The 18494-nt window shown below is 70.4% G+C and carries 13 protein-coding genes; 6 read left to right on the top strand and 7 right to left on the bottom strand.

Features of this window, described 5'->3' with window-relative positions:
* Nucleotides 1-123: 123 nt before the first annotated feature.
* Together LZ199_RS36445 and LZ199_RS36440 are read right to left on the bottom strand one after the other, a co-directional pair.
* A complete protein-coding gene (locus LZ199_RS36445; protein ID WP_253998396.1) occupies nt 124-2271 on the bottom strand; it encodes a site-specific recombinase in 2148 nt (715 codons plus the stop codon).
* A 106-nt stretch (nt 2272-2377) separates the two neighbouring features.
* Nucleotides 2378-2953, bottom strand: a complete 576-nt coding sequence (locus LZ199_RS36440) for a Tgt2/MlaC family protein (protein WP_253998395.1) — start codon at nt 2951-2953, stop codon at nt 2378-2380.
* A 228-nt stretch (nt 2954-3181) separates the two neighbouring features.
* Here LZ199_RS36440 and metK point away from each other — a divergent pair, with 228 nt between their 5' ends.
* Entirely contained in the window at nt 3182-4363 is a 1182-nt protein-coding gene (gene metK / locus LZ199_RS36435; protein WP_253998394.1) for a methionine adenosyltransferase, read from the top strand.
* An 87-nt stretch (nt 4364-4450) separates the two neighbouring features.
* Here the strand turns inward: metK and LZ199_RS36430 are convergent, their stop codons facing one another.
* Entirely contained in the window at nt 4451-5272 is an 822-nt protein-coding gene (locus LZ199_RS36430) for a penicillin-binding transpeptidase domain-containing protein (RefSeq protein ID WP_253998393.1), read from the bottom strand.
* 449 nt (nt 5273-5721) lie between these two features.
* Here LZ199_RS36430 and LZ199_RS46835 point away from each other — a divergent pair, with 449 nt between their 5' ends.
* Nucleotides 5722-8469 carry a CHAT domain-containing protein gene (locus LZ199_RS46835; protein WP_253998392.1) on the top strand — a complete coding sequence of 916 codons (2748 nt, stop codon included), beginning with the start codon at nt 5722-5724 and terminating at the stop codon, nt 8467-8469.
* 42 nt (nt 8470-8511) lie between these two features.
* Nucleotides 8512-9153: a hypothetical protein gene (locus LZ199_RS36420; RefSeq protein ID WP_253998391.1), complete on the top strand. Its 642-nt coding sequence runs from the start codon at nt 8512-8514 to the stop codon at nt 9151-9153.
* Nucleotides 9154-9219: 66 nt separating this feature from the next.
* On the opposite strand, the gene LZ199_RS36415 is transcribed toward LZ199_RS36420, so the two are convergent.
* Together LZ199_RS36415 and LZ199_RS36410 are read right to left on the bottom strand one after the other, a co-directional pair.
* Entirely contained in the window at nt 9220-10815 is a 1596-nt protein-coding gene (locus LZ199_RS36415; protein ID WP_253998390.1) for a TIGR02996 domain-containing protein, read from the bottom strand.
* Nucleotides 10816-10866: 51 nt separating this feature from the next.
* Nucleotides 10867-11337, bottom strand: coding sequence for a YchJ family protein (locus LZ199_RS36410; protein ID WP_253998389.1), 471 nt, complete (start codon nt 11335-11337; stop codon nt 10867-10869).
* A gap of 124 nt (nt 11338-11461) precedes the next feature.
* Between LZ199_RS36410 and LZ199_RS36405 the strand changes: the two genes are divergently transcribed.
* Entirely contained in the window at nt 11462-12355 is an 894-nt protein-coding gene (locus tag LZ199_RS36405) for an undecaprenyl-diphosphate phosphatase (protein ID WP_253998388.1), read from the top strand.
* 16 nt (nt 12356-12371) lie between these two features.
* Entirely contained in the window at nt 12372-12983 is a 612-nt protein-coding gene (locus LZ199_RS36400) for an NUDIX hydrolase (protein ID WP_253998387.1), read from the top strand.
* Here LZ199_RS36400 and LZ199_RS36395 read toward each other — a convergent pair.
* Both LZ199_RS36395 and LZ199_RS36390 read right to left on the bottom strand, forming a co-directional pair.
* Nucleotides 12980-14398 (bottom strand): MBOAT family O-acyltransferase, encoded by a 1419-nt coding sequence (locus tag LZ199_RS36395; protein WP_253998386.1) that lies wholly within the window; start codon nt 14396-14398, stop codon nt 12980-12982. The genes LZ199_RS36400 and LZ199_RS36395 overlap by 4 nt on opposite strands.
* 1 nt (nt 14399) lies before the next feature.
* The gene (locus LZ199_RS36390) at nt 14400-17282 is read right to left on the bottom strand and encodes a GDSL-type esterase/lipase family protein (RefSeq protein ID WP_253998385.1); all 2883 of its coding nucleotides are present in this window, start codon (nt 17280-17282) and stop codon (nt 14400-14402) included.
* A gap of 128 nt (nt 17283-17410) precedes the next feature.
* Between LZ199_RS36390 and LZ199_RS36385 the strand changes: the two genes are divergently transcribed.
* Complete coding sequence (locus LZ199_RS36385; protein WP_253998384.1) at nt 17411-18475, top strand: mannose-1-phosphate guanylyltransferase; 1065 nt, start codon at nt 17411-17413, stop codon at nt 18473-18475.
* The last annotated feature ends 19 nt before the right edge of the window (nt 18476-18494 follow it).

Raw genomic sequence — 18494 nt, 5'->3', positions numbered from 1 at the left:
GCGGGCGACCCTACCGACAAACGCGCTCCCCCGGAAGCACGGCCCACCTGCCCGCCCGGCTTGCTGGCCACGGGGAAACCTTGAAGCGACTCCGGGAATAATTGACAGGCGGCCGACGAGCGCTCAGTGCCCCCCCTCCACGGGGAGCACGGCGGGCAGCGGCTCGGGGGGCGCCCGGGGGGGCAGGAAGAACGAGCGGGGATCGGCGAGGAAGCGGGCCCCCACCGCGCGCAGGAAGGGCAGGGCCTCTCCCACGGGCACGTCGCGGGCCCGCACGGCCACGCCCAGGGCCAGGGAGAACGACACGGTGAAGTTGATGGCTCCGATGAGCCCCACACCCACCAGGGCCATGAGGAAGTCGGGCTGGAGCACCGCCTGGGGGCCCAGCGCGCCGCCGGCCATGGCCACCGAGCCGAGCGCGAAGGTGACGTGGCGGATGTCCAGGGGCAGCCCGAAGAAGCGCCCGAGTACGTTCATCAGCGCCAGGAGGAAGCCCAGCGTCACGCAGGCGCCCACGCCCGAGGCCGTGTGCACCAGCCCGTCCGCCAGCCGCTGCGCGCCGCCCACGCCCAGCACGCGCCGCAGCACGCGGTGATGGGCCAGGGCCTCCGGCAGCCGCCGGTACACCACGAAGTTCTCCAGCCACCCGCCCGCCACGCTGGACAGCCACAGCAGCACCCCGGTGAGGGCCGCGTACGGCAGCGAGCCGCTCTTCCACGGGTGCATGGAGGCCACCGTGGCCTGGGCCTTGGCGGGGGAGAGGAAGGGCGTGCCCCGCGCGGCCTGCCACGCCAGGGCCAGGGCCACCGCGGCGGGCAGCACGCAGCCCAGGTTGCCGGTGAAGGCGGCCAGCTGCGAGCGGGTGATGCGAGGGATGATGTCCACCAGGCTCGACAGCCGGTCTCCCCGGGCGCCCTCGCCCACCGCGCCCGCCAGCGTGGCCGCCGTGACGGAGGGCTGCTTGGTGGCCAGCGTGAAGCCCAGCACCTGGATGAGGAGGAAGGCCACCGCGTAGTTGAGGCCCACCGCCAGCCACGAGAAGAACGGCGCGAGCGCCAGCGAGGTGAGGGCGAACTTGCTGGCCACCGCGACGGCCGTCACCAGCCCGCCGCCCGCCGCCGAGTGCACCATGGCGTGGAATTCGGAGCGCGTGCTGGTGATGTAGTGCTCGCCGGAGTGGCCCGCGCGCTCGATGATTTTGCGCGCCAGCATCCGCGCGTTGCGGCGCACCAGCTCTCCCACGGAGCGGTCCGCGTGCGCGCGCCGCAACAGGTCCGACAAGAGCCCCAGCGCCTCGCGCCAGCGCGGCTCACCCCGGGGCGCGCCCAGCACCCGGGCGATGGCCTCCATGCGCTCCAGGCTCCGGCGGATGCGCTCCAGCCGGTACACCAGGTCCACGCTGACGCCCGAGGCCTCCAGGTGCCGCGACACGCTGACCACGACGAGGCGGCAGTCGTCCACGCACGTGGCCAGGTCCCTCAGCGTGTCAGAGGCCGCGTCGCGCGCGAGCACCGCGTCGCACACCATCCGCAGCCGCAGGAAGGGCGAGGCGCGAAAGGACGTCTCCGGGGCGCGGTCCCTCACGTCCTCCATGGTCCCCAGCGCCGCCGTCTGCACCGACAGCAGCATCAGCGCGTCCATCAGGTCGGAGCGCACGCGGGCGGCGGGCACGGGGGCCGGTGGCAGAGGCTCGCCCACCAGCGACGCCAGCTTCGTCAGCAGCGCGGGCGACAGCAGCGCCAGCCACACCGCGTCCTCCGGCACGGGGAACAGGCGCAAGAGCAGCTCCGACAGCTTGCCGGGCTCTGGCGGGGCGGGAAGCAGCGTGCGGGCCAGTCGGTCGGAGACCTCCGACAGGAAGCCCTGGCCCGCGGGCAGGCCCACCTGCGCGAAGAGCTTCAGCCCCCGGCTGCCATCGCACACGGCGGACACCAGCCGCGTCACCGCGGCGCGCATCGCGGGCTCGCCCTCCATGATGCGCACCATCAGCGCCAGGCGGGTGTCGGCGGGAGGGGCTTCGGGTTCGGCGGCGTCCACCAGCCCATGGGCGGGGATGCGCTCGCGCAGCCAGGCCATCCAGCGCTCCACCCAGTCGAGCCTCGACTCCAGGCCGTCCTCGGGCACGTCGCGCAACAGCCGGTACAAGTCCCTCACGGCGGGGTTGCCCGGCGAGCGCGGGGCGTACTGCACGCAGAACGCGTCCACCTCCCGCTCGGAGGGAGCGTGGGAGGTGCGGCTCGGAGTGAGCGGAGCGGGGGCGGGGAGGGTCATCGACCAGGCGAGAGGGGGAGGCGAGACTACGCCATGCCGCGCCCCCTCGGAACCCCTCCGACGGCCGGGGGCCTGGTGGCCTGGCCGTCGGGAGTGGGAGCGGCGGCTACTTCTTCGCCAGCTCCTGCCGCATGCGCTCCAGCAGCTTGTCCCAGCCACCCTGGGCCAGCAGCGGCTGCACCTGCGTGTCGCGGATGTCCTGGAGCATGGAGGAGCCCAGCACCGTCACGTCCACGACCTTCCACGCGGCGCCGTCCTTCACCAGCCGGTACTTCAGCTTCATCTCCTGCGTCTTCAGCGGGTGCTTGATGAAGACGACGGAGTCCACCGTGGCCTCGTTGCCCGTCACCTCGGCGGGGGAGTAGACGATGTCCTCCAGCGACTTGAAGTTCTCCCGCACGCGCGGGAAGGCAATCTTCGCGAACAGGCCGTGGAAGAGGGTGACGAACTCCTTGCGCTGCTCATCGGTGCCCTTGGCCCACGAGTCGCCGAGCAGGAACTTCCCCTGCTCCTCACCGCCGAAGAGCTTGAGGGCCGCCGCGTCGCGCTCGTAGCGCACGGACGTCACCACCGTCTTCACCGGCTTGACCACCGGGTCGTCCTTCTTCGGGGCCGCGGCCAGTGCGGGAACGGACAGGGTGAAGGCGACCAGGAGGGAGAGGGTACGGAAGCGGGCGTTCATGTCGGGCGAGTCCTCCACAGCGAATGCTCGGCGTTCTGTTAGCCCAGGAGAACGCCGGGCGCCTCGCGAAATTCAACGCTGGAAGCTCGGCGGGCGGCCACGGTGCCCGCTCGCCCGGCATGGCGGACACTCGAATGAAGCGGGCCTGCTGGCCGTTTGACTCCCTTGGGACCACACTTTAGTGTCCGCCCGCGCGCGCGGTATGCGCCCCCCTTGCACTGAGACGACATGCCTACCGACTACCTGTTCACGTCTGAATCCGTCACCGAGGGCCACCCGGACAAGATCGCGGATCAGATCTCCGACGGCGTCCTGGACGCCATCATCGCCAAGGACCCGCAGGCTCGCGTCGCCGTGGAGACGCTGGTCAAGACGGGCCTCGCGATTGTCGCCGGTGAGGTGACGACGAACACCTACGTGGACATCCCGAAGATTGTCCGCGGCACCATCTGCCGGATTGGCTACACCGACAGCTCCATGGGCTACGACGGCAACACCTGCGGCGTCATGGTGGCCATCGAAGGGCAGAGCCAGGACATCGCGCGCGGCGTGGACAACAAGAAGGAGCAGGGCGCCGGTGACCAGGGCATGATGTTCGGCTTCGCGTGCGACGAGACGCCTGAGCTGATGCCCGCCCCGCTGCACTACGCCCATGCGCTGACCCGCAAGCTGGCGGACGTGCGCCGCAAGCAGCACGACTGGCTGCGTCCCGACGGCAAGAGCCAGGTGACGGTGGAGTACCGCGAGGGCCGCCCGGTGCGCATCGACGCGGTGGTGGTGTCCACCCAGCACTCGGACGACGTCTCCAACAAGAAGATCCAGGAGGCCATCCGCGAGGACGTCATCGCGAAGGCGATTCCCAAGAAGCTCATCGACAACAAGACGAAGTTCTACATCAACCCCACGGGCCGCTTCGTGGTGGGTGGCCCCATGGGCGACTCGGGCCTCACGGGCCGGAAGATCATCGTCGACACCTACGGCGGCATGGGCCGTCACGGTGGTGGCGCCTTCAGCGGCAAGGACCCGTCCAAGGTGGACCGCTCCGCCGCGTACATGGGCCGCCACATCGCCAAGACGGTGGTGGCCGCGGGTCTGGCGACCCGCTGCGAGGTGCAGGTCTCCTACGCCATCGGCGTGGCCGAGCCCGTCAGCGTCATGGTGGAGACCTTCGGCACCGCCACGGTTCCCGAGGAGCGCATCGCCAAGGCCATCCGTCAGACGTTCGGCCTGAAGCCGCGCGAAATCACGGAGCACCTGGACCTGCTGCGGCCCATCTACCAGAAGACCGCCGCGTACGGTCACTTCGGCCGCACGGAGAAGGAGTTCACCTGGGAGCGCACGGACAAGAAGGACGCGCTCCGGGATGCGGCGAACAGCACCTCCACGGGTCGTCGCCTGAAGGTGGTCTGAGTTCCTCTCGCGAACGCCCCGCTGTCCGGGGCTGACGCGGAAGCCGAGATGGGCCGCCTCCCGTGTGGGAAGCGGCCCATCGTCGTTTCAGAGCAGGCCGTGCGCCTTGAGCGCGTCGATGGCGCTCGAGAGCGCCGGCGAGCGCGACGGGGACTTGCCCGCGGGAGAGCGCACGGTGCTGACGAAGATGTGGCGGCCCTTGGGCGAGGCGACGTGGCCCACCAGCCAGGTGACGTCGCCCTCCGCCTTGTTCGGGTACCAGCCCGTCTTGGCGCTCAGCACCGCGCCCTCCTTCCAGGGGCCGCCCAGGTTGATGCCATCGCGGACGCTGGCCACGGTGTCCGGTCCATGCGTCATCGTGGCCTTCACCTGCTCCAATACCTGGGGACTGACGGGGAGCTCGCCCCGGAACATGCGCGCGAGGAAGTCGAGCTGCTCGTCGGGGGAGATGCGCAGGGGGCCTCCCAGCCAGAAGAGGGTGATGTCGCCGGAGGCGTCCTGCGTGCCGTAGTGGAAGCGCTTCAGCCAGTCCTCCATGCGCTCGCGGCCAAGCTGCTTCGCCGTGCCCTGGAAGAACCACAGCGCGGAGCGGCGCATGGCCGTGTCCAGCGTCTGGTCCTGGTTCCACATCGCGATGGCGTGCTTGGTGCCGTCCCACTTGCGCACCTCGTCCACGCTCGACACGACACCTGTCTCCAGGGCGATGAGCGCGTGGGGCACCTTGAAGGTGGAGGCAGGCGGAAGCCGCGTGGCGCACTTCGCCGCGTCGTTGCGAGTCACCTTGCCTGTCTCCAGGTCTATCAACAGGAAGCAGCCCGGGTGGGCCGGTGGGGCCTTGGGCGCGGCGGCGAGCGCGCTGGAGGTGGCGAGGGTGAAGAGGGCGAGCAGTGTCGTGGGGCTGCGGAACATGGGGCTCCGGTTCTACGCGACGGGGGACGAGCTTCGCGCGTTGGGGCCGGTGCGGGAGCAAGGCTTGCGCCAGGGCTCGCCGCCGGGGGCGTGAGGGAGAACCCGTAGGGTGGCGTGGTCCTTCGGACACGAAGCAGTGGCGACGGGTCCACGGGTGCGTGGCACGGAGCCCACGTCGTGTGTCTTCGGGGGGCCGCTTCCTTGAGCGTCGTGCTCTGTCCGTTCCTCCCTGCACACGGACCGCCGTCATCGGCTCGGACACCCGGTGCAGGTGACGAGGCCATGAGGCGAAGCCCTTGCTCGTCAACTTCGACCGTGCACGTGGAGCGCCGCGTCCCATCGGCATCGCGATGGCGAAAGAAGCGGCGTAGCGTTCTGGCGGGAAGATTCTGGAGCCCTGCCGTTGGGTGGGCATGGGCTGCCAGGGCACATACGCGGGGAGTACGGCGGTGGATGACGGGTCCTGGTCCTCGATTCCGCGGCCGAGGTGGGCCGCGCTCGTGGTGGTGGTGGGCATCGCGGGAGCCGCCGCTGTCGTGGCGGGGTTGCGCTCGCGGTTGAGTCCCACGCCCGTGTCGCCGGAGCTGTTCCTGACCGGCGCTCCGGTGCGCACGCTGGAGGCGCGGGTGAGCTACCCCGGCGCGGACGTGCACCGTCCCTATGGACCGCTGCGCTCGGGAGATGCGGGCGGTCCGACTCCGGCGCCGCTGCGCGAACTGGCGCGGCTGGAGGCCGAGGGCGACATGCATGGACTCGCGGCCGCCTATCTGGTGCGACGCAACGCGGAGCTGGCCGCGCCCTATCTGGCGAAGGCGGGGACGTCTCCGGACGTCGCCAGCGACAGGGCCATCATGGCGTTGGACCAGGGGGACTCCGCCACGGCGCTGGCGCTGTTGGAGGGGGTGCTGAGCGCTCAGCCGAGGCATGCGCAGGCACTGTGGAACCGGAGCCTGGTGCTGCGGGACTTGGAGCTGTGGGCGCTCGCCGCGCGCTCCTTCGACGCCGTGGCCGCGCTGGGGGAGCCGGGCTGGGCGGCGGAGGCGAAGACTCGCGCGGACGCGGCGCGCGCCCGGCTGATGGGCACGGAGGACCGGCGCAAGATTTCAGCGCGGGGCCATGCGCTCGTGACGCAGGGCGAGCCCGTGTCCGCCGAGGTCCTCCGTGCCTATCCCGGCATGTTCCGCATGTACCTGTATGAGGCCATTCGCGCGGCGCCCTCGGTGGAGCGGCTGCGCGCGCTGGAGCCGATGGCCGCGGTCCTGGATGCGCGCGCTGGCGGCACGACGCTGGGAGATGCCATCCACAGGGCGAGCGGACGCGACTTCCAGGTCCGCGCGCCCCTGGCCCAGCGCTACCTGGAGCTGTACCGCACGCATGACGTCGCCGGTGGACTCGCCGCGTTCCTGGAGGACCTGCGGGACGCGGGCGAGATGGACCTGTACCTGGGCGCATTGGTGCGCGAGGAGAAGGTGGGGGAACGGCTGGAGGAACTCGCGCCGCTCATCTCGCAGCTCGGAGACCCGTGGTTCACACTCCTGCTGGAACACGAGCGCGCCAACGTGGCCATCTCCCGAGGAGAGCTGCTCCAGGCGGAGCAATACCTCCTGAAAGCCGCCTCGCTCTGCCAGCAGCATCCCTTCGGCTACCGCTGCATCCCGATTGAAGCGGACCTGGGGGACCTGTATCGCCAGCTCCACCGGCTGGCGGAGTCCCACCGTCACCTCCAGGCCGCGCGCGCCCTGTACCGCACGGACCCGAGGTTTGGCGAGACGCAGCTCCTCCTCCAGCTCGGGCAGCTCGCCCGCTACCAGGGTGACGCCGCTCAGGCGCGGGCCTACCTGGAGGAAGCGCTCGCGCAGCGTCCCGACGACTGCACCATCCGCCACTTCGTCCGCTCGAATGACGCGCTGGCCTTGCTGGGGTCCTTCTCCGTGGAGCAGGCCCGGGAGCGCATGCGCGAGGCGCTGTCCTGCAAGACGCCCTTGCTGCTCTCGGGAGCGAAGACGCTCGCGGACCTGGCGCGGCTGAAGCCGGACCCGGAGCAGGACGCGCGGCTGGTGGCGGGCCTGTCGGAGCGGCGCCAGCAGCACACGCTCACTCCGGGCGAGGCCGCGCTGCTCACGCACATCGAGGGGCGCTTCCTGGTGGAGCAGGACAGGGTGCGCGGCGAGGCGCTGCTCCGACAGTCCATCGACGAAGCGCGGCGCCTTCCGGCCACCAGCGTCGATGCGCGCAAGGCCCGCGCCTACAGCTACACGTCGCTGCTCTTCGCGGCGGCCCGGGCGGGAGAGGCCGAGAAGGCATTCCAGCTCTTCGGCGAGGAGCTGGGCGGCGCGCTTCCCGGACAGTGTGTCCTCGCCGTCACCGTGGATGTCGAGCGGACGCTGGTGCTGGCGCGTGGCCCGGATGGCCGGCTCGTGGAGCACCACGACGCGAGCCGCCGCACCCCGCTGGATGAAGAGCTTCAGGGGCTGGTTCCCGAGTCGATGACGGCGATGCTGCGGGCGTGCCCGACGGTGGAGGTGGTCGCGCGTCCCCCGTTGCACGGTCGCGCGGGGCTCCTTCCCGAGGACCTGGCGTGGGCCTACCACGGGGTGAGGCCTCAGCCGGCCGTGCCGGCGGTGAGCACGGGGCGTCGGCTGGTGGTGGCGGACGTGCAGGCGCCTACGTCGCTGGGTCTGCCCGCGCTCGGCGGATGGGCGGGGCTGCCTGGGGATGACGCCACGATGTTGTTGGGGCGTCAGGCCACGCCTTCTCGCGTGCTGGAGGCGATGGCGGACGCCTCGCAAATCGAGGTCCACGCCCACGGCCTGATGAACCCGGATGTGTCCGAGGCGTCGCTCCTGGTGCTGTCCCCCGAGGCAGGTGGCCGCTACGCGCTCACCGCGGGCGAGGTGCGCGCGACGAAGCTGCGAGGCCAGCCCCTGGTCATCCTGGCCGCGTGCCGGGCCGCGCACGGCACCACTTGGACGTATGAGCGCTTCAGCCTGCCCGTGGCCTTCCTGGACGCGGGGGCGCGCACGGTGCTCGCGGCGACGGTGGATGTGCCCGATGCCGAAGCGGGACCTTTCTTCAATGCGGTGCGTGAGCGGATTCAGCGTGGAGAGCGCGCGGCGAATGCACTGCGAGACGTGCGGATGACGTGGATGCGGCGAGACCCTCGGAGCTGGGTGCGCGCGGTCCTGGTTTTTGAATGAGGGCGGGATGGGCCCGCCTGGTTCAAGTGGAGGGGGAAGACGATGAAGAACATGAACAAGTGGATGATGTGCCTGGTGCTGGTGGGGGCGGTGACGGGATGCCGCACGCTGGGCACGAGACCGGTGACACCGAGCCCGTCGTGCCCCGAGCCCGGTCCGATTCCGAAGACTCCCAAGGTCCAACGCCTGCCGCCCAACGCGCAGCTGCCCGAGGGCGCCACCCAGATGGTCATCGGAATGTGCCCCAGCACGGGCAAGTTCCTCGCGCTGGGCGTCAACCCCGGCAAGAAGACCTTCGCGTACGCCGTATCGGGTGACCGCGCCTCCAGCGAGGCGTTCCTCGCGCAGGTCCACCGCAAGGGCATCCCCACGACGACGTTCACCGCGCCGGTGAAGGCCCGGGGCGAGGGTTCCGTGGGGACCGACGCCGTCGACGCGGGCTCCCCGCAGCAGGGCAATCAGGGTGGAGGCGAGGAGCAGAGCGCGCCACCGCCGTATGACCCCTGCACCAACCAGTCGGATGAGATTGGCGACAAGCCGCCGCCGGACCCGGAGGACGAAGGAGGTGCGGTGCCGGATGGCTTCGCGGCTCTCGCCTGGAGGACCGCCAACGCCGTCGATGACACCAGCGACCCGGCGCCCGCCGCCAAGCCGTCGCCGTCCGGAACGACGGTGCCTCGCTAAGCGCGGATGAAGTGACGAGGCCCGGAGACGTCACGCCGGGCCTCGTCGCGGTTCCTCGCGAGTACGTCAGGCCTCGAGCGTGCCGCCAAGCGCTTTGACTCGTCGCTCGACATCAGCCTTCACGTCCGAGCGCAGCCGATGGGCCAAGGTGAGCTTCGAGCGCTTGAGTCGCGCAACCTGCTCGAGTCCGGCGAGGAGGTCGTCGCGCACGAGCTGCTCGTGGGGCTCGTTCATCGCCGTGGTGAAGAGGTGGACCGCGTGCCTGCCATCCGGCTCGCGCACGAAGCGGAAGCCGCAGCTCCAGTCCTTGGTGTCGTTGCGCACCAGTCGGAAGGTGATGTCAGGGACTTTCAGCGTCGGCACGTGCGAGAGGAACTCCAGCTCCGTCGATGAGACCTGGGCGCTCACGTAGATGCGGACCTGGAGTCGCTCCAGCCGGGACACGAGCGGTGTCGCCAGGAAGTCGGAGACCCACCCGAGGAAGAGGAAGATGTCCAGGTGGCGCAGCGCGAGGAACGCGCTGGGGTCCTGGCCCAGCTCCGTCCATTGGTCCAAGGCGCCACGCATCGCGAGGGACTCGAGCCAGGGCATCTTCGCCAGCACCTGCGTCATCACTTCGCTGTTCGCGAGCGAGCGCAGCGATTTCATCACCGGGTGCGTGGTGATGTCGTAGTCCCCGCGACCTTCCAGATGCTCCACCGTGGCCCACAGGGGATGGCCCGCCGTCTTCTGGATGGCGCTCCGGATGGCGCGCGCGCTGCCTTGCTTCAGCGCGGCGTGGGACAAGAAGCCCCGCGTGAAGACGCAGTCGGGCTTGAGCACCGCGTCGAGCGGGCCGAGCAGCTCCTTTCGGGCGCTCTTGAGCAGCTCCCGCTCGCGCTTTCGCTCGGTGGCGGTGAGGGTCCGCCGGGTGGCTTCGAGCTGGAGCGCGATGAGCTCACCGCGAGGGTGGCCCTGCTCCAGCAGCACGTCGGCCAGCACGGCGCGGGCCTCTTCGTCCTCGGGTTTCGCGAGCACCTGGGCCAGCAAGGTCTCCGCGTCCGCGGCGTTCCGGGGCTTGGGTGTCGCGGCGTCCTGGAGGGCCGTGTCGAGCTGGGCGAGGACCTTCACGGCGTCGGCGGGAAGCTCGGCGTCCTTCGCGGCCTTGAGCTGGACGCGAATCCGGTCGACGTGGCCCGCGAGGAACTCCTCGAAGTCCTCCTGCTTGTCGTAGCCCGCGCGCGCCTTCAGCATCGCGCTCGCGGCCTGGGCATCCCGGATGCGGCGCGCCAGGGGAGCCAGTCGTGTCCAGAACGGCCGGGCCCCGGAGCTGGTGAACGGCGGGTCCACGAATCGGCTCGCGACCCAGCGGTCGATGCGCGGGTCCTCGGGCCAGCCCGCGAGCGTCTCCAGCCGGCCCCGCCCCTTCACCGAGCCCTTGTCGAGCAGCGCGGCGAGCAGCGTCGTGAGGTTCGCCGCGTCGGGCTTCTTCGCGAGCGCGTCCCAATCCTTCGGAGGGTGAAGGTCACCCGCGAGCTTGTTCCCCACGGCGACGATGGGGTTCGCCAGCGCGGTGTGCGGCGTGGCGCGCCAGGCCACGAGCAGACCGTCGAGGACGGCGTTCCAGTCGCCTCGGTTCGCGGGCTCCAGCAGGGAGTCCAGCTTCAGTGAGGAGGAGGGCATCTGGCGCCTCGGTCGACGTGTGGGGGGCGTGAAATCAGACCCGGACCGGATTCACTTCGGGAAGTTCGCGAGCGTCAGCGACTCTGGAGGGACGGTCAGCTCGCGGAGCATGAGCGTGTCACCGGAGAGGTAGCGCCAGCCGGTGCCGTCGTGGCGGAAGTCCGAGCGCTCCACGAAGGAGCGCTCCTTGCCCTTCTCGAACACCTTCGCGAAGAAGAGCACCTGCGCGGTGCCCTGGGCGTCGGGCGCCTGACGGTCCATCACCACCAACTTTGGGAACTGGTGGGCCTGTGCGAAGGCGCGCAGCTCGCGCACCACCACGTCCTCGGGCCGCGCTCGGTCCGGGTGGCTGGGGTGAAGTGTCTTCCACAGGTACGTCGGCTCGCGCTGGGCGAAGGCGGCGTAGCGGCTGCGCATCAGTCGCTCGGCGTCCGGCGGTTCGGCTTCGCCCCGGTGGAAGGGGGCACAGCACTCGCGGTAGCGCAGGCCAGAGCAGCAGGGGCATGGAGGGGCAGGGGGCATGGCGCGCCCTTCAGCCTACCTGGACGGAGCGCCCAGGGGGACGCCGCGTGCTCGCCTCGCCACACACTCGGAGGATCGCCCTTGCTGGCGGCGGTGTCCGGGCATACATCCGGGGACCGCGCCTATGAGCCTCCTTGAAGCCATCGTCCTGGGACTGGTCCAGGGTCTCACCGAGTTCTTGCCCATCAGCTCCACCGCCCACCTGCGCATCGCGCCGGAGCTGTTCGGGTGGAAGGACCCGGGGGCCGCGTACTCGGCGGTCATCCAGCTGGGCACGGTCGCCGCGGTGCTCATCTACTTCCGCAAGGACATCGTCTCGCTGGTGACGGCCTTCTTCCGGGGCCTGGCGAAGCGCGAGCCCTTTGGCACCGTGGAGTCCCGGCTGGCGTGGTTCGTGTTGGTGGGCACGCTGCCCATCGGTATCTGCGGGCTGGCCTTCAAGAAGGCCATCGAGAATCAGTTCCGCTCGCTCTACGTCATCTCCGGCAGCCTCATCATCCTGGCCATCATCCTCTACGTGGTGGAGAAGCGCGCCTCGCACAAGCGGACGCTGGCCGACATGACGTGGCGGGACGGCATCCTCATCGGCCTGTGGCAGGCGCTGGCGCTCATCCCCGGCTCGTCGCGCTCGGGCACCACGCTCACCGGCGGCCTGTCGCTGGGGCTCAAGCGCGAGGACGCCGCGCGCTACTCGTTCCTCTTGTCCATCCCCGCCACCACGCTCGCGGGCATCTTCGAGCTGAAGCACCTGCTGGAGGCCACCTCGCGGCCCAGCGCTCTGTCGCTCTGGGTCGGCACCCTGGTGGCGTTCGCCTCGGGCATGGCGGCGATTGCATGGTTGTTGAACTACCTGCGCTCGCGCACGACGCTGGTGTTCGTGGTGTACCGCGTGGCGCTCGGCCTGCTGCTCCTCGGGTTGCTCCAGGCGGGCAAGCTCAAGCCGCTGTCCGGCGTGGAGAACCTGGACGTGCCTCGCGAGCCGGGCAAGCAGCAAATCGAGAAGCAGATCACCGACTAGTTTGGAGGCGGGCTTCGTGAGCGTGGAGGCGTTGTTCCAGGGGGTGGAGGCACGGCTGTCGGCGCGTCCCGCTCGCAACGTGGACCTGCCGGGGCTCGTGCTGCGCGAGGCCTCCGTGCTGGTGCCGTTGTTCGAGCGCGACGGCGTGCCGCACGTGGTCTTCACCCGGCGCCCGGCCACCCTGCGCACCCACGCCAACCAGTACAGCTTCCCGGGCGGAGGCCGCGACGCGGAGGACCTCACGCCGCTGCACACCGCGCTGCGCGAGACGGAAGAGGAGCTGGGCATCGACCGGCGCGGCGTGCGCGTGCTGGGCATGCTCGACGAGGTGCCCACCATCTCCCAGTACCGCGTGCGGCCCTTCGTCGGCGTGATTCCGGGCGACGGCAAGTACCAGCCCAGCCCGGAGGAGGTGGCCTTCATCCTGGAGGTGCCGCTCGTCAGCCTGATGGACCCGGCCATCCTCCGCGTCGAGCGCAAGGAGGTCTTCGGCGCCGAGCGGGACTTGTACTTCTACACGTACGGCACCCACGTCATCTGGGGCGCCACCGCGCGCATCCTCCGCGACTTCCTGGGGCAGCTCGCGCAGGTGCCCGGCCTGGAGGCCGTGCTCACCGCGCGCGGCTAGAACTGAAGGTACACGTACGGCCGCGTCTCCACGGCCGACAGGTGGCGGATGCCCAGGCCCAGGACGACCAGGGCCATGGCGCGCACCGGCACCGGCATCCGGACGAACACCTCCGACGCCACCGTGTAGAGCTTCATCGGCACCACGTGGAAGAACACCGCCGCCGCCAACATGCCCCACACCAGCGGGCTGACGTTGGCGATGCCCGGCACGCCCTCCATCATCCGCGCGTAGAACTCCCCCGCGTGCGTCATCGTCTTCGCGCGGAACACCACCCGCGTCAGCACGACGATGGTGAACGTGGCCAGAATCCCCATCGCGATGCGAGGGACACCTGGCTTCTCGGGCTTGCCCACCCACCACTCCCAGCACCGTGACAGGCCCAGCACCGCGCCGTGCACGCCGCCCCAGACGGCGAAGCGCCAGTCCGCGCCGTGCCACAGGCCGCCCAGCACCATCACCGTCATCAGGTTGAACAGCACCCGAGGCTTCGACACCCGGTTGCCACCCAGCGGGCGGTACAGGTAGTCCCGCAGCCAGGTGGACAGGCTCATGTGCCACCGGTTCCAGAACTCGCCCAGGTTCTTCGCCAGGTACGGCCGGTTGAAGTTCTCCGGGAACTTGAAGCCGAACAGCGCCGCCACACCCAGCGCGATGTCCGAGTAGCCCGAGAAGTCGTAGTAGAGCTCGAAGGTGTAGGCGATGGCCGCGACGATGCACTCGGCCGACGCGTACTTGTCCGGCGAGGCGAACACCGGGTCGACAATGCCGCTGCCCAGCACGTCCGCGATGACCAGCTTCTTCACCAGGCCCACGGCGATGCGGAACATCGCCTGTCCGCCTTCTTCCGGCGTCAGCGTGGGCACGTCCTTGAAGCGCTCCAAGAGCTCCGACGCGCGGACGATGGGCCCGCTCACCACGCGCGGGAAGAAGAGCATGTACAGCAGGTGCTCGATGAACGAGTGCTCGGAGCTGGCCTTCCCCCGGTACACGTCCACCGTGTAGCTGATGGCCTGGAAGACGAAGAACGACAGACCCAGCGGCAGAATCAGGCTGAATGGCGTCTCGCGGACGTGGAGGCCCCAGGAGGCGGGCACCAATTCCAGCGCCGTCTTGCGCAGCAGCTCCAGGTACTTGAAGCCTGCGAGCAACCCCAGGTTCGACACGATGGACAGCGTGACGAACAGCTTGCGCACGCCCTGCGACGTCGCGCGTCCCATCCCCTTGACGAGCAGGTGGTCCACCGTGACGCCGATGAGGAAGATGATGAGCGGGAAGGGCGTGAAGGCCGCGTAGAAGTAGACGCTGGCCACCAGCAGCACCAACAGGCGCGGCCAGTAGTGACGGTGCACCGCCCAGTACAGGGCGAACACCGCGATGACGAAGACGAGGTATTGGAGGCTGTGCGACAGCACGTCAGTTCCCCTCCATGCGCGCGGTGGGCTCGGTCTTCTTGCGCAGCTCGTACGCGGCCAGGAAGTCCCGCGCGAAGCTCGCCGCCAGTCGCTCGTAGCCCTCCGGCGTCAGGTGCACGCCATCCGCGTGGCCCAGCACCGGCCGGGAGCGCTGCCAGCGCAGCATCGCCCGCTCGCCGCCCATGGCCGCGCGCGGAGACCAGTACGCGCAGCCCGCGTCCCGAGCCACCCGAGGCAGCGTGTCCAGCACCGACGCCAGCGCGGGCGCCTCCGTCCAGCGGCCATTCGTGTCCTGCGCCAGCCGGTCCGTGGGTCCCATCAGCAGGCACTCGGCGTTGCCGGTGGCCTTGCGCAGTCGGGCGATGAGCGCGGGGTAGTCGTTCGCCACCGCCGCCGCGTCCAGGTCGGACCTTCCGGCCTCATTGGTGCCGTACCAGAAGACGAGCAGGTCCGGCCGACGCGAGGCGAGCTGCGCGTCCACCGCCGCCGCATCCATGCCTCCGAGCGTGGAGGCCATGGCCCCAGGCAACCCCAGCGCGTCCAGCACCACGCCCGGAGTGTCGTACTCCAGCGCGGCGCCCAGCACGGTGACGCCGCTGCCCTCGGGCGCGGTGACTTCCACCTCGTGCGAGGGGCCGGTGACAGGGAAGGAGCGGATGCGCACCATGGGCGCGGACAGCGGCTCCGGCAGCGGCGCGTCCGGAGGCATGGCCTCGCCATCCACGCGGATGTCCGGCGCCTTCGCGTCCGGCACGTCGAGCGCGTACAAGTCCAGTCGCCCCGTGGTCGAGGCCTTCGCGTTCGGGCAGTCCTTGCAGAACTCGATGCGCAGCTTCGCGCCGGGCGCGCCCACGGCGCGGATGCCGGTGAGGCCCCACAGTCCGCCCGGCTCGGCCTCCATCGCGTCCTCCACCTTCCAGTCGCCCACCAGCTCGCGGGCCACGCGCGCGTTCTCCAGGCGAGGCGACGCCTTGCCCGCGGCGATGAAGCCCCGGCCCGCGTCACCGAAGCGCTTCGTCAGCACCCCGCGCACCGCGTCCGTGAAGTAGTGCGATGCGGTATGCGACGCGCCGAGCTGGGCGATGCCCACGCGCAGGGCCTCGCCGGACTCGCGGCGGCGCAGCCGGTCGAACGTCTTCGTCAGCGCAGTGTCCGCGTCCTGCAACCCCGGCGTGTCCGCCACCGGCACCAGCGGCGCGTGCACCTTCGCGAAGCTTCGCTGGAGCGCGAGGTCGAAGAGATGACCCAGCAGGTCCGAGCCCTTCGCGCGCGGGTGCACCAGGTCCTCCAGCATCAGCCCGGCCTCCAGCCACCGCAGCGCCGCGCCCTCGCCACCCATGGCGGTGTACGCGTCCCAGAAGGCACAGCCACCCAGGCGCGCCTCCTCGCGGAAGATGTCGGAGACCTCCTTGGAGCCCCGGCGCGGCACCAGCTCGCCGCCCATGGTCCGCACGCCCGCGTCGATGGGCGACATGACCAGGCACGCCGCGTCCGGCACGTTGGCGCGCACGCGCGACACCAGCTCCTTCATCTGCGCGCGCACCTCTTCGAGCGTCGTTCGGTCTCTCGAGAAGAAGAACGCCTCGTTGCCGCCGACCATCAGCACCACCATGGCCGGCTTGCGCTGACGCAGCTGCGCGCGGAAGGCCGCGGGCTGGGCTCGGAGGTATACCTCCGCCATGCCGCCCAGCAGGCCCACCGTGTCGTAGATGACGCCCGGCGTGCCCGTCTCCAACGTCACGCCGTGCAGCTCCACCTTGCCGGACGTGGTGAGCGTCAGCGTCTTGGCGCCCTCGGGCAGATTCACGCGCGCGAAGGCCGCCTCCGACTTCGTCTTGGAGAAGCCGCGCGTCTGGATGCGCTGCAACGGCCTGCCATCCACGGAGAGCTGCACGGAGCCGCTGGACGGCTGGGCGAGGAAGAACAGCTCCGCCACCCGCGAGCCCTCGACGTCGTACTTCGTGCTTTGCGAGCCGCCCGCCGAGGTGAAGGCCACGCCCGTCCAGCCCACCCTGTCGCGGGGCCACTTGGTGTCCACCAGCCGGGCAATCTCCCAGCCGTCCGAGCCCCGTCCGGAGCGCGTCCACCGGCCCGCGCTGGCGGGGCGGGTGATGAAGAGGAAGCCCTTGCCGCCCGAGCCGAAGCGCTCCTGGAGCCTGTCTCGCACCACGTCGGTGATGTAGTCCGACGCGACGAGCGAGTCCCCCAGGTGCACCACGCGCACCGGCGTGCGCCGCGTGTCCGCGCGCAGCTCCGTCAGCGCCCGGTGGAAGGGGGCCAGCCCGTCCTCCTCACAGGTGCCGTCCGCACGCGCCTTGCGGCAGTTGGGCTCGATATCCACGTGCTGGGCGCTCATCCGCTCGCGCAGCGCCTCCAGCTCCACGGCGCGCGCCAGCGACGGCGCGCTCAGCTCCTCCAGGCCGATGCCCGGCACCGTGGGCACCGCGGGCGTGGGCACCGCGTCCACCACCGCTGTCCCCGCGTCGTCCGCCGGGTCTTCTTCCGGCACCGCGTCCGGCTTGGTCGTATCCGACGCCACCGCCTCGATTTCAGGGGGTGGAGCGGGACGGCCTCCGGTGAAGGACGCGGGCAGCGCCAGCGCCACCAGCTTCGGGCCCAGGGGGCCTCGCTGGAGACTGGGCAGGGGGCGCCACGACTCTGGAATCGGGGCGAGCGAAAGCCCCAGCGCCAGCGCGACGGTGAGAACGAGCGTCAGCCCGGTGGTTCTGGCCTTGAGGAAGTCCAACAGCGCGGCATGAGACTGGCTTTTCGGGGGCGGGTCAAAACTCTCGCCGCTCGGGGCCGCTCCATCGTCCGGAGGGCGGACAGGCGGGCTCGGGGGCCCTGAAGGTGGGAGGCGCAACGGCCTGGGCGGGGGCTTCATGGGAAGCGGCTCCCCTCTTTCCCGGAAAGGCCGAAACGCTATGGTGCGCCGCCATCCGCGCTGGGGGAAGACCCTGGCGCCTCCCTTCCGCTGGCGACGAGCCGGCACTCGCAGGAGTCGTACCCCGCATGGCCCTCTATCCCGTCATCATGGCCGGTGGCTCCGGCACTCGCTTCTGGCCCCTGTCCCGTCAGGCGAGGCCCAAGCAGTTCCTGCCCCTGGCCTCCAAGCTGCCGCTCATCACCGACACCGCGGGCCGCCTCAAGGGCCTGTCGACGGTGAAGAACACCTTCATCGTGTGCGGCCCCCTGCACGCGAAGGCCGCGGCGAAGCTGGTGAAGGGCCTGCCCAAGGCGAACATCCTCGTGGAGCCGGTGGCTCGCAACACCGCGCCCGCCATTGCCCTGGCCGCCCTGCACGTGGCCGCGCGAGACTCGAAGGGCATCATGGTGGTGCTGCCCTCGGACCACCACGTCGCGGACGTGGCCGGCTTCAAGCGCACGCTCGAAGAGGCGGCTCGCATCGCGGAAGGCGGGCACATCGTCACCCTGGGCATCCAGCCCAACCGCCCGGAGACGGGCTACGGCTACATCCAGGTCGGTGACGCGCTCACGGGCGGTGGCCGGGGCGTGAAGGCGTTCAAGGAGAAGCCCGACGTCGAGACGGCGAAGGCGTACGTCTCCTCGGGCGAGTACCTGTGGAACGGCGGCATCTTCGTCTTCCGCGCGGACGTCATCCTGGCCGCCTTCGAGCAGCACATGCCGGAGATGAAGAAGGGCCTGTCCGCACTGAGCAAGGTGGCGGGCAAGCGCACGTTCGGCTCGGTGCTGAAGAAGGTCTTCCCGAAGCTGCCCTCCATCTCCATCGATTACGGCGTCATGGAGAAGGCCTCCAACATCGCGGTGCTGCCTGGAGACTTCGGCTGGTCCGACGTGGGCTCCTTCGCGGCCATTCCGGAGGTCCGCCCGGCGGACGAGAACGGCAACGTCATCTCCGGCGCCTCGGCGGTGGTGGTGGACTGCAAGGGCTGCGTGGTGCTCGCGGACAAGCGCCCCCTGGCCGTCGTGGGCCTCACGGATGTCGTGGTGGTGGACTCCGGTGACGCGGTGCTGGTGGTCCCCCGCGAGAAGAGTCAGGACGTGCGCAAAGTCGTGGAGGCCCTCAAGGCCCGCAAGCTGCAGAAGTACCTGTAGGCGCAGGCGCCCAGTGTGC

The sequence above is a fragment of the Myxococcus qinghaiensis genome (assembly GCF_024198215.1).
Classification (GTDB): domain Bacteria; phylum Myxococcota; class Myxococcia; order Myxococcales; family Myxococcaceae; genus Myxococcus; species Myxococcus qinghaiensis.
Note: the sequence above shows the minus strand (reverse complement) of the source record. Positions and strands in the feature narration are given on the sequence as shown.